The sequence below is a fragment of the Pantoea sp. OVA07A genome (assembly GCF_019969975.1).
GTDB classification, from domain to species: domain Bacteria; phylum Pseudomonadota; class Gammaproteobacteria; order Enterobacterales; family Enterobacteriaceae; genus Pantoea; species Pantoea agglomerans.
The window spans coordinates 449,863-461,456 of record NZ_JAHXYM010000001.1 but is presented as its reverse complement, the minus strand read 5'-3'; the positions used below and the strand labels follow the sequence as shown (position 1 = coordinate 461,456).

The window sequence follows — 11,594 nt, the reverse complement described above, 5'->3', positions numbered from 1 at the left end:
TCGCCACTGCGGCTCTCCCCGCTCTTCACTGACGGTCGTTCTGCAGATAAGGTCCGGCTTATCCTCATTTAACCTGCTCTGGATCAGAATCAGGTCATGTTTGCACACGATTTTTCCCTGCCCCTGGCTGGTTTGCAAACGCTTTTGGTTTACACTGCGTGGCATTAACGTTTACAGGGAATGCAATATGTTGCGATATCTGAATCAATGCTCACGTGGTCGCGGAGCCTGGTTACTACTGGCACTGACTGCACTTGCACTGGAATTAACAGCACTCTTTTTTCAGCACGTAATGGGCCTGAAGCCCTGCGTGATGTGTATTTATGAGCGCAATGCGCTGTTTGGTGTGCTGGGCGCGGGTCTGGTTGGTGCGATTGCGCCGAAATCGCCGTTGCGTCTGGCGGCACTGGCGTTGTGGATCTACAGTGCCTGGGAAGGTCTGCGTCTCTCTTATGAACATACCATGATTCAGCTGCACCCTAACCCCTTCACCACCTGTGATTTTGCTGCCCGCTTCCCCAGCGGCTTACCGCTGGATAAGTGGCTGCCGTCGGTGTTTCTTGCCAGCGGTGACTGTGCAGAACGCAGCTGGACTTTCCTGACGCTCAGCATGCCGCAGTGGATGATTGTGGTGTTCGCCGGTTATCTGCTGGTCGCGGCGCTGGTGCTGATAGCCCAGCCGCTGAAACCTAAACGCCGCGATCTCTTTGGTCGCTGAGATCAAAAAAGGCTGCCACTGGCATAATGCTGGTCAGTTAAGATTAGAGTTGTAAAGGCTGTCACGGTCAGACGTGGCAGCTTTTTTTCCGGGCGAGCTAGCCGCAGTGCGGGCCAGCGCACCTCTGCTGCTGCCGGGCCGTCCTCGCGCCGCTCACGCGGTACCTTCGGCTTTGACGGCGCGCCGACGAACCGTTCGGGGATCGGCCCTCCCTGGCCGGCCCCGAACTGTCCACGCTTCCCGGCGTGGACTTCTGGCCCACCGTCACGCCTCAGCGCTGCGGATAGCCCTTTCAGCAGCAGAGGCGCTCAGGCCTCCACTCTCGTGCCCTTTTTAACAATTCACACTGAAGTTTCAGAGCAGGCCGGTGCCGGGCAGGAGCAGGCAATCCGCAGCGCTGAACAGAATGAGTCTGCCAGGAGAGCCCGCAGGACGCGGGCGAAAGGCGGGGCGGCACAGGATGTGCCATCCCCGGCGGTCCGTCAGGCAGAGGAATGAAGTGAAGGAACCGCGAAGCGGCGCGAGGACCGCCAGCCCCTGCCCGGGACCAGACTGCGTTATCACCTGTCGCTTAACTGACCAGCATTATGCCACTGGCAGCCTTTTTTCTGTTCCGATTGATAGCGCGGCACTCAGCCGTTGCGATCGGGGCGATCAATAATGTGATCTTCCCAGTCCCGCACTTCACTCTCACGCACCGCAATATACCGCACCGAAATACGCTGCGCATGCATCGCTGTTTTCGAACCGGCCCGCAGCGGATGCCATACGGGTAAATCTTTGCCCTCACCCAGCAGCCGGTAGGCGCAGGTGCGCGGCAGCCAGTTGAAGGTCGTCAGATTTTCGCGCGTTAACTTGATGCAATCCTCTTCAAGCTCGAAGCGGCGCTCATAGTTGCGGCACTGGCAGGTTTTAATATTGAGCTGATCACAGGCGACATTGGTGAAGTAGATCTCATCGGTGTCGGCGTCCTGCAATTTGTTCAGGCAACACTGTCCACAACCATCACACAAGGATTCCCATTCCTCATCGCTCATTTGTGCCAGGCGTTTTTGTTGCCAGAAAGGGGTGTCAGTCATGATGATTTGTCCGGATTGTGCCTAAACCGCACCTTATAAAGCCTATGCGGCGGTGATGCAAGTTTTTAGAGTACGCGCGTGCTGATGCCGTGACCCGCCAGTGAAACTTCCAGCTGATCACCCGAGCGCATCGGGCCTACCCCTTCTGGCGTACCGGTCAGAATCACATCGCCTGCACGCAGGGTAAAGTAGTGGCTCATATGGGCAATCAGCGGCAGGATTTTATGAATCATGTCTTCGGTGTTGCCGTGCTGACGCACTTCACCGTTCACCAGCAATTTAAGCTCGACGTTCTGCGGATCGCCACTGAATTCCGTCACCGGGATAAAACCGGAGACAGGACAGGCGTTATCAAAGCCTTTGGATTTTTCCCACGGCTGGCCCGCTTTTTTCAGCCCGGACTGCAGGTCACGCAGTGTCAGATCCAGCGCCACGCCATAACCTGCAATCGCCTTAGCCACATGCGCATCGGTCGCCTGCTTCAGTGTCGCGCCGATCAGCACCGCCAGTTCAACTTCATGATGGACCTCGCCAAACGCGTCGGGAATAGAGAGCGGCTGACGCAAATCACACAGCGCCGTTTCCGGCTTGATAAAGATCACCGGTTCGGTTGGGGTTGCGCTGCCCATCTCTTTAATGTGCTTTGCATAATTACTCCCGACGCAAACCACTTTGCTGACCGGAAAATCTAACAGAGCGCCTTGCCAGTTACGATGCTGATACATACTCATCCCCTGTTCAGGTTAGGTGTGATGCCAGCGCTGCTGGCGGGTTGATGTTTGCTCATGCGTTGATCGAAATGCCAACCTCATAGCGTGATAATAAGATCCTTTTAACGGTCCGGGGTGCGTAATTTGTCAGAAAGCGTAAATGCAGGGGTTGAAGCGCTGAATAATCGTACAAATCGGGAGAAAAAATTGAGCAGGGAATTTAAAAAGGGGTGAAACAGATAAGCTGCACCGTTAATTTTGCGCAGCTTCAGGGCAATATTATCCTGCCAGGATCGCACCGACAGGATTTATATTTACAGAAGAATCCGAGTTAAAGTTTTTTATCGGCCTGTAAATGAATGTTGAGGAGACTTTCAATCGGCGGAGGGAGCTGTAAATAATAGCCCTGCTCGCTCAATCCCTGCTTAACTTTATTGATATCCGCATTAGCCAGCCTGTCCCGCCCCGCCAGCTTAAGCACCATCGCCAGCTGCGGCTTGCCAAAGCCTTTCAGCAATTCTTCCGGAACGCGCGAGAAATCGTCCTTTTTTTCAACATAGAGATAAGTCTGGTCACGTAACGGGCTTCTGTAGATCACACAAAACATATTTTTTACTCGAATTAACCGGCGTTGAGGCTTGTCTGAATATAGCTGTAACTATAACATGCTTGCAGAACTTCGAATATTCACCGTTAGCGCTTCAACGATGATTTTATCATCGCCAGGCTTTCGGTAGTGAAAACAGGACTGAGTCGGGACAGATGTCGCAAACGCCAATCGAATTCAAAGGTAGCAGTTTCACCCTGTCTGTCGTCCATTTGCATCACCATGACCCTGCGGTGATTCGCAAGGCACTCCAGGACAAGATTGACCAGGCTCCAGATTTCCTGAAAAACGCGCCGGTGGTACTTAACGTCTCGACATTAAGTGCCGATGTTAACTGGAAACTGTTGCAACAGGCGGTTCTCGCCACCGGTTTACGCATTGTCGGCGTAAGCGGCTGCAAAGACGAAGCGCTGAAACGTATGATCGCCCGTGCCGGCCTGCCCGTACTGGCAGAAGGTAAAGAGGCCAGACCGCAAGCCGCCGCGCCGCAGCCGATACCTGAACCTCTGCCGGCTGTAACCGAAACGGTAGCAACGAAAACCCGCATCGTGAACACCCCGGTGCGCTCGGGCCAGCAGATTTATGCGCGTGATGCCGATTTGATCATCACCAGCAGCGTCAGCGCCGGCGCTGAACTGGTCGCCGATGGCAATATTCACATTTACGGCATGATGCGCGGTCGCGCCCTGGCGGGTGCCAGCGGTGACCGCAACTGCCAGATTTTTTGTACCAACCTGGCTGCCGAGCTGGTCTCGATTGCCGGAGAGTACTGGATCATGGATCAGATCCCGCAAGAATTTTTTGGTAAAGCTGCGCGCCTGTGCCTGCAGGATGGCGCGCTGACTATCCAGACACTTAATTAGGCCCCTTTTCTTTTGTTAAGGAAATCAACATTTATGGCACGCATTATTGTAGTTACATCCGGTAAAGGGGGCGTTGGTAAGACCACGTCAAGCGCGGCCATCGCCACCGGTTTAGCGCAGAAAGGCAAAAAGACAGTTGTGATCGATTTTGATATCGGTCTGCGTAACCTGGATTTGATCATGGGCTGTGAGCGCCGTGTGGTCTACGACTTTGTTAATGTAATCCAGGGCGATGCCACACTGAACCAGGCGCTGATTCGCGACAAACGCACGGAGCAGCTCTACATTCTGCCTGCGTCGCAGACCCGTGATAAAGATGCGCTGACCCGTGAGGGTGTTGAAAAAGTTCTGAACGATTTGGCTAAGATGGAGTTCGATTTCATCGTCTGTGACTCACCGGCAGGGATTGAAACGGGCGCACTGATGGCGCTCTACTTTGCCGATGAAGCCATTATTACCACCAACCCGGAAGTCTCTTCTGTCCGCGACTCCGACCGCATCCTCGGCATCATCTCATCCAAATCCCGTCGCGCTGAAAACAGTCAGGACCCGGTGAAGGAGCATCTGCTGCTGACCCGCTATAACCCTGGCCGGGTGAACCGTGGCGATATGCTGAGCATGGAAGATGTGCTGGAGATCCTGCGCATTCCTCTGGTCGGCGTGATCCCTGAAGATCAATCGGTGTTACGTGCCTCTAACCAGGGCGAACCGGTGATTCTTGACGGCGAATCTGATGCTGGCAAAGCCTATGCCGATACCGTTGAACGGTTGCTCGGTGAAGTACGCCCCTTCCGCTTTATCGAAGAAGAGAAGAAGGGTTTCCTGAAACGCCTGTTCGGGGGATAAACCATGGCATTACTTGATTTCTTTTTATCCCGGAAGAAGAACACTGCCAATATAGCCAAGGAAAGGCTGCAGATTATCGTGGCAGAACGGAGAAGGGGCGACAGTGAGCCCCACTATCTTCCGCAACTTAAGCGCGACATTCTGGAAGTGATTTGCAGATATGTGAAGATCGATCCAGAAATGGTAACGGTTCAGCTCGACCAGAAAGGTGATGATATCTCGATTCTGGAGCTGAATGTGACGCTGCCGGAAACGGATGAAGTGACTAAATGACGCTGACCGTTTGCTGAATTTCCCCTGCGCTCTGGCAGGGGAAATTTAACCGGTTAACAACCCGCCAGAATCTCCTCAATGCCGGGTTTCAGCAGTTCGCCCCGCCATCCGGTGAGTAACTCCGGCTGACGTCCCTGTGGCTTCAGGCCCCAGTGCTGATTTAATACCTGATTAATCTGACGTCGTGACGCCAGCAGCTCCTGACTGAATCCACTCTGCTCACTCACCTGCTGCACCAGCGCTTTCATCGCTTTAAACACTGGCTTGTAGTGCGGATGGTCAATCAGATTGCCCAGCGGAGCCGGCAGTTCGCTCTCATCCAGCGCCTCAGCTTCTGCCACCAGCGTCACCAACGCTTTGCCGTGGAAACGAATTTCGTGGCCTGACAGCCCCAGATGATCCAGCTCGCCCAGCGAGCCGGGCATAAAGCGCGCCACTTTCCACAGGTGCTCTTCGCGCACCACAAAGTTAACGGCCATATCTTTTTCACGCGCAAGCTTCAGACGCCAGGCCGCCAGTCGCTGTAACGCCGCCAGCTGACGCGGACGTAACTGCCAGGCATTGGTAATATCCCGCCAGGCTTCATCCGGCGACAGGCTATCCAGACGACGCTGACACAGGTTATCGCACTCACTGAGTGCCGCCGACATATTGCCGGCCTCTTCCGTATTGATCATCAGCTGACGCGCAATTGGCAACAGATAGTGAACGTCCGCCGCCGCATACTCGCACTGACGCTGGGTCAGAGGGCGTGCCAGCCAGTCCGTGCGTGATTCACTTTTATCGAGTTCGACCTGAGTGAAATGCGCCACCATTGAGGCAAAACCCCAGGAGAGCGGCTGGCCAGAGAATGCCGCCAGAATCTGGGTATCGATCATGGGTGTCGGCAGCACGCCGAAACGGTGCAGGAAGACTTCCAGATCTTCACCCCCGGCATGCAGGAATTTGGTGACGCTGGTGTCGGTCAGCAAGGCAATAAAGGGTGACCAGTCACGGATATTCAGCGGGTCAATCAGTACCAGTTGCCGATCGTCGAACAGCTGGATCAGGCCAAGCTGAGGGTAGTAAGTGCGGGTGCGGACAAATTCGGTATCCAGGGCCACCGCCGCGTGCTGGCGCGCTTTCTGACACACGTCTGCCAGTTGATCATCCTGGTCGATAAGGGAATAGTTCACGTCTGATTTTCACCGCAGCCAACAACGCGCGGCGCTCCATGTTAAAAACAATAAAAACGCCGGACATGCCGGCGTTCAACCTCAATTTCTGCCCGGATTCAGCTCGCGCCGGGTTTCGCCTCGTCGCGCAGCTCACGCCGCAGGATCTTGCCGACGTTGGTTTTAGGCAACTCATCCCGAAACTCAATGATTTTCGGCACCTTGTAACCGGTCAGCTGACGGCGACAGTGATCGAGCACCTCTTCTTTGGTGAGCGATGCATCTTTTTTCACGATGCAGACTTTTACCGCTTCGCCAGAAAGATCGCTGGGGACACCGATAGCCGCGGCTTCACGCACTTTAGGATGCTGCATCAGCACGTCTTCGATTTCATTCGGATAGACATTAAAACCTGATACCAGAATCATATCTTTTTTGCGGTCAACGATGCGAATAAAGCCTTCCTGGTCAACGGTAACAATATCACCGCTGTGGAGCCAGCCATTTTTCAGCACTTCCGCTGTCGCTTCCGGATGCTGCCAGTAGCCCAGCATCACCTGCGGGCCGCTGATGCAAAGTTCGCCCGGTTCACCCGGAGCAACTTCATTGCCGTCGTCATCCAGAATCAGCACATCGGTCGAGGGCACCGGCAGACCGATACTGCCGGTATGACAGCTGATGTCATAGGGATTGACCGACACCAGCGGAGAACACTCTGTCAGGCCATAGCCTTCCAGCAGATAGTGTCCGGTCAGTTTTTCCCAGCGCTCGGCCACCACTTTCTGCACCGCCATTCCGCCACCGGCGGAAAGACGCAGCGTTGAAAAATCGAGTTTATTAAACTGCTCATCGTTGAGTAGCGCGTTAAACAGCGTATTCACGCCAGTAATGGCGGTAAACGGAAATTTCCCCAGCTCTTTAACAAAGCCGGGAATATCGCGCGGATTGGTGATCAACAGATTCTGACCGCCCAGCTCCAGGAACAGCAGGCCATTCACCGTTAAGGCGAAGATGTGATAAAGCGGCAGCGCGGTGACGACACACTCTTTACCGTCACGCAGCACCTTGCCGTAGGTCGCGCGAGTCTGCTCAAGATTCGCCTGCATGTTGCGATGGGTCAGCATCGCCCCTTTGGCCACGCCAGTGGTGCCACCGGTGTATTGCAGGAAGGCGAGATCGTCATTGGAGACCGTCGGGCGTTGATAATTGAGCGTTTCGCCGACTTCCAGTACGTGGCGAAATGAGATTGCCCCCGGCAGATGGTATTTGGGCACCAGCTTCTTCACATACTTAACGACAAAGTTAACCAGCGTCGCTTTTATCGGCGCCAGCTGATCGCCCATCCGGGTCAGGATGACGTGCCGCACAGCGGTTTTCGCCACCACTTTTTCCAGCGTGTGCGCAAAATTCGAGACAATGACAATCGCACTGGCCCCACTGTCATTGAGCTGATGCTGCAGTTCGCGCGGCGTATAGAGCGGATTCACATTGACCACCACCATACCCGCACGCAGCACACCAAACAGGGCCACCGGATACTGCAGTAAATTCGGCATCATCAGCGCCACACGGTCACCCGCTTTCAGGCCCAGCTGTTGCTGAAGATAGGCGGCAAAAGCGCGGCTCTTCTCTTCCAGCTGACGATAACTCATCTTCTGACCCATGTTCAGGAACGCGGGTTGATCGGCGTAGCGTTTTGCGGCCTGCTCAAACAGATCCACCAGCGAGGTGTAACGATCTGCACTTATTTCGGCAGGCACATCTGCCGGGTAGCGTTTCAGCCAAACCTTATTCAAGGATCCACCCCGATAATTATGTTGTATTTCCATCGCTGCCTCAGCCAATCTGGTTTGTTAACAATATTTTAACTGATTGTACCAGTTTGCCTGTTTTGGCATGTTGAGGTTGCGAAGTGCATCACTAAATTTCGTGCTGATAAAACAGGCAAATAAAAAGCCCGGCAGCGAGCACCGCGACCGGGCTGATACTTAAATGTTTTTTGCACTTACTCGGTCAGAATGGTCTGCACCTCTGCCGGTCCACTGTTCATCATTCCCCAGTAGGGATTCGGGCCCCAGTATCCACCGCGATGGCGGGTCGGACCATACCAGATCCAGGGATCCATCGGCTGGGGTGGTGCTGTCACCTGCTGGGTAAGTCGCCAGCGCTGATAACCGCGCACATCGATGACCGCAAATTTGTAATCTGCCTCGCCAATTTTGCCCTGCTCTGTACCCTTGAGGGTACCCAGCACCGTCACATACTGATTTCTGACATCCACCGGATCAACAAACCCGCGGATATCGGCATAAATCCGACCGACCGAGGCCGCACCCAGACGTGGTCTGGCGCTATCATCCAGCGGCTGCGCAGCAATCTCAAGCCGGGTTTTGCCGTTCAGGTTAGTAACATTCACTACCTTGCCGCCAAAGCGCGATTCCTGCCCGACAAAGAGCGAAGGATTGCTCATGACCCGCAACAGATCCTGCTGCGGCTGAGGTGAGCTGCCCTGCAGCGTGTCAGGAATTGAGACACAACCGGTTAACGCCAGTACACAGGTCAGCAGCAGACCTGAAAGCCCTTTACCACACATTGACGACATAGACGTTCTCCCGTTAGGTAAAGAGTTAGACTGGACGCATAACAATAAGTTGCGTGCATTTTACCGGCCAGGTAATTTTTTCCAGGCGACTTCATTACGCAGATAAGTGGGCTCCGCTGTTTCCGGCAGCACCGTCTTCCCCTGCGCCAGCGCAAGGGTTGCCAGCGGCAGCATATCTTCTGCAGCGGGCAGCGTAACGTCACTGGCGTTCAGGGTAAGTTCGTGTCCCTGCTGCAGGGCAGGATAAGCCTGCCAGCCGGTGCCTGCGGTCATCCATTCGCCAGTGAGCGCCTGCATCCGGGCCAGTGCCGCTTCGGGCGACAGCACGCTTTCGCTGGCCTCACCCTGCCAGGCACCCTGTTCATCACGCTGATATTCGGCCCAGTAGACCTCGCCCATCCGCGCATCAATAGCGGTTAATACCCGGGTAGCACCGTGCAGACGCCATGCGCCTTCCGCCAGCGTGGCCAGCGTGGAAACCGCGATCATCGGCAGAGAAGCGCCCAGTGCCAGTCCCTGCGCAATACCAATGCCAATCCGCACGCCGGTAAAACTGCCAGGGCCGCGACCAAAGGCGAGCGCGTCCAGGTCGGTCAGTTCCAGCTGCTGTGCCAGCAGTAGCTCTTCGATCAGCGGTAAAATACGCTGGGTGTGATCGCGCGGGGCAATTTCGAATCGGGCATCAATCTGTTGCTGATTCAGCAAGGCGGCTGAACAGGCTTCTGTCGCCGTATCCAGCGCTAAAATTCGGGCTGACATGACTACCTCAGAAGAAAGAAAACGGCGCGCATCTTAGCATAAAATTACGCGTCTGGTTCGGGTTGCTGGCGGATAAAGGCGATGGCGCGGGCAATGTCCCGGGTGCGCGGCGTCGGTGGCAGGCTATTGAGAAACAGCGCGCCATAAGGACGAGAAACCAGACGCTGATCGCAAATCACCAGTACGCCACGATCGTCGGTATCGCGGATTAAACGTCCCACGCCCTGCTTCAGGGTGATCACCGCATCCGGCAGCTGCACATCCGTAAAGGGATCGCCGCCACGAATCCGGCAATCTTCCATTCTGGCTTTCAACAGCGGATCTTCCGGTGAGGTGAACGGCAGTTTATCGATGATCACCAGCGACAGCGCATCACCCCGCACATCCACGCCTTCCCAGAAGCTGCTGGTCGCCACCAGCAGGGCATTGCCCTTATCGATGAACTGTTTCAGCAACTGACCCTTGCTGGTTTCACCCTGCACCAGCACGGGCAGCGTCATTGAGGCGCGAAATTCTGCGGCCAGCTCACGCATCATCAGGTGCGACGTGCACAGAAAGAAACAGCGGCCTTTATTAGCATCAATCAGCGGCTTCATCATTGCGGCCAGCTGGCGTGCACCACCCGGACGGTTAGGCTCAGGCAGATTGCGCGGAACGCAGAGCAGCGCCTGCTTCGCAAAATCGAACGGGCTGTTCAGAATCAGGCTTTTTGCTGCATTCACACCCAGCCGTTCGGCGAAGTGTGCCATTTTCTCATCCACCGCCAGGGTGGCTGAGGTGAAGATCCAGGCAGCCTTACGATTATCCATTACTTCACGGAAGCGTTCTGCCACCGAGAGCGGCGTCAGCGCCAGGATAAAGTGACGTGAGGTACATTCATACCAGTAGCTGTAGCCCGGCTCGTTAATCGCCCGCAGCCGTTTTAACCGGCCACGGTAGAGCGCGGCCCGCTCGAAGGCGGCATCCAGCAGGGCTGAACGGCCCAGTGAGAGTTTGATAACGTCGTAACAGAGCTCAAGCGCATCATCCAGCAGCGTAAACATCCGCAGGATGTTGTTATCGCTCAGCAGTTCACGCAGGTTACCGCGATAGCCGGGATCGCCTAATGACAGGCGAAAATCCTGCGCGCACTGCGCCAGGCGGTCAGCGGATTTCTGCAGCTGCTGAGCATCACGCACCTCGGTGCGGTAGGCGGTAATAATATCTTTGGCGAGATCGAGTAACTGGCGGCTGGAGAGCTGCTGACCAAAATACTGACTGGCGATATCGGGCAGCTGATGGGCTTCATCGAAGATCATCACATCAGCTTCGGGAATAAGTTCGCCAAAGCCGCCCTCTTTCACCACCAGATCGGCAAGAAAGAGATGGTGGTTCACGACCACCACATCGGCGTCCATAGCGCGCTTACGCGCTTTGACCACAAAGCACTCTTTATAGCGCGGGCAGTCAGTGCCGAGGCAGTTATCGTTGGTGCTGGTGACCAGCGGCCAGACCGGGCTGTCTTCGGTCACGCCCGCACAGCTGCTGATGTCGCCATCTTCCGTCTGCGATGACCAGCTGCGCAGCGTCACCAGATCGGTCAGCCCCTGCGCGGTGAGATCGCCGCCCGCCATCGATTGCTGTTCCATGCGTTCCAGGCAAAGGTAGTTGGAGCGCCCTTTCAGCAAGGCCGTTTTACCTTTGAAATCCAGCGCCTTGATCATCGTAGGCAGATCGCGGCCATAGAGCTGATCCTGCAGCGCCTTGGATCCGGTGGAGACAATGACTTTTTTACCGGCCCGCAGAGCGGGAGCCAGGTAGGCATAAGTTTTTCCGGTGCCGGTACCGGCCTCGACCACCAGTTCACCCTGCTGTTTTACGGCTTCAGATACCGCCTGCGCCATCTCACGCTGTGCTTCACGCGGCTTAAAGCCTGCGATCGCCAGCGCCAGCGCGCCATCCACTGCAAAATCGTCTGCCACATACCCTCACTAAGAACGGCAA

12 protein-coding genes are annotated in these 11,594 nt (G+C 55.4%); 4 read left to right on the top strand and 8 right to left on the bottom strand.

The window, feature by feature from the left end; translation table 11 throughout:
* The first annotated feature begins 187 nt into the window (after nt 1–187).
* Complete coding sequence (dsbB, locus tag LC417_RS02110) at nt 188–718, top strand: disulfide bond formation protein DsbB (protein WP_010260580.1); 531 nt, start codon at nt 188–190, stop codon at nt 716–718.
* A 632-nt stretch (nt 719–1,350) separates the two neighbouring features.
* On the opposite strand, the gene LC417_RS02105 is transcribed toward dsbB, so the two are convergent.
* The 3 genes from LC417_RS02105 to LC417_RS02095 form a co-directional block, all read right to left on the bottom strand.
* Entirely contained in the window at nt 1,351–1,797 is a 447-nt protein-coding gene (locus LC417_RS02105; RefSeq protein ID WP_010260578.1) for a YcgN family cysteine cluster protein, read from the bottom strand.
* Nucleotides 1,798–1,862: 65 nt separating this feature from the next.
* Entirely contained in the window at nt 1,863–2,522 is a 660-nt protein-coding gene (locus LC417_RS02100; RefSeq protein WP_033757876.1) for a fumarylacetoacetate hydrolase family protein, read from the bottom strand.
* A 316-nt stretch (nt 2,523–2,838) separates the two neighbouring features.
* Complete coding sequence (locus tag LC417_RS02095) at nt 2,839–3,114, bottom strand: YcgL domain-containing protein (RefSeq protein ID WP_010260572.1); 276 nt, start codon at nt 3,112–3,114, stop codon at nt 2,839–2,841.
* 155 nt (nt 3,115–3,269) lie between these two features.
* On the opposite strand from LC417_RS02095, the gene minC reads away from it, so the two are divergent.
* From minC to minE, 3 genes are read left to right on the top strand one after another with little or no spacing between them, the layout of a single operon-like run.
* Nucleotides 3,270–3,977 carry a septum site-determining protein MinC gene (gene minC, locus LC417_RS02090; protein ID WP_010260571.1) on the top strand — a complete coding sequence of 236 codons (708 nt, stop codon included), beginning with the start codon at nt 3,270–3,272 and terminating at the stop codon, nt 3,975–3,977.
* A gap of 33 nt (nt 3,978–4,010) precedes the next feature.
* A complete protein-coding gene (minD, locus tag LC417_RS02085; protein ID WP_010260569.1) occupies nt 4,011–4,823 on the top strand; it encodes a septum site-determining protein MinD in 813 nt (270 codons plus the stop codon).
* Between the two features lie 3 nt (nt 4,824–4,826).
* Entirely contained in the window at nt 4,827–5,096 is a 270-nt protein-coding gene (gene minE / locus LC417_RS02080) for a cell division topological specificity factor MinE (protein WP_008925314.1), read from the top strand.
* A gap of 53 nt (nt 5,097–5,149) precedes the next feature.
* Here minE and rnd read toward each other — a convergent pair whose 3' ends face one another.
* The 5 genes from rnd to LC417_RS02055 form a co-directional block, all read right to left on the bottom strand.
* Nucleotides 5,150–6,271: a ribonuclease D gene (gene rnd / locus LC417_RS02075; RefSeq protein WP_223565398.1), complete on the bottom strand. Its 1,122-nt coding sequence runs from the start codon at nt 6,269–6,271 to the stop codon at nt 5,150–5,152.
* Nucleotides 6,272–6,369: 98 nt separating this feature from the next.
* Complete coding sequence (gene fadD, locus LC417_RS02070) at nt 6,370–8,046, bottom strand: long-chain-fatty-acid--CoA ligase FadD (protein ID WP_124890019.1); 1,677 nt, start codon at nt 8,044–8,046, stop codon at nt 6,370–6,372.
* Between the two features lie 209 nt (nt 8,047–8,255).
* Nucleotides 8,256–8,852 carry a Slp family lipoprotein gene (locus LC417_RS02065; RefSeq protein WP_010260563.1) on the bottom strand — a complete coding sequence of 199 codons (597 nt, stop codon included), beginning with the start codon at nt 8,850–8,852 and terminating at the stop codon, nt 8,256–8,258.
* A gap of 60 nt (nt 8,853–8,912) precedes the next feature.
* Nucleotides 8,913–9,611, bottom strand: a complete 699-nt coding sequence (tsaB, locus tag LC417_RS02060) for a tRNA (adenosine(37)-N6)-threonylcarbamoyltransferase complex dimerization subunit type 1 TsaB (RefSeq protein ID WP_223565397.1) — start codon at nt 9,609–9,611, stop codon at nt 8,913–8,915.
* A gap of 44 nt (nt 9,612–9,655) precedes the next feature.
* On the bottom strand, nt 9,656–11,572 hold the full coding sequence (locus LC417_RS02055) for an ATP-dependent DNA helicase (RefSeq protein WP_010260556.1): 1,917 nt from the start codon (nt 11,570–11,572) through the stop codon (nt 9,656–9,658).
* Nucleotides 11,573–11,594: the final 22 nt, after the last annotated feature.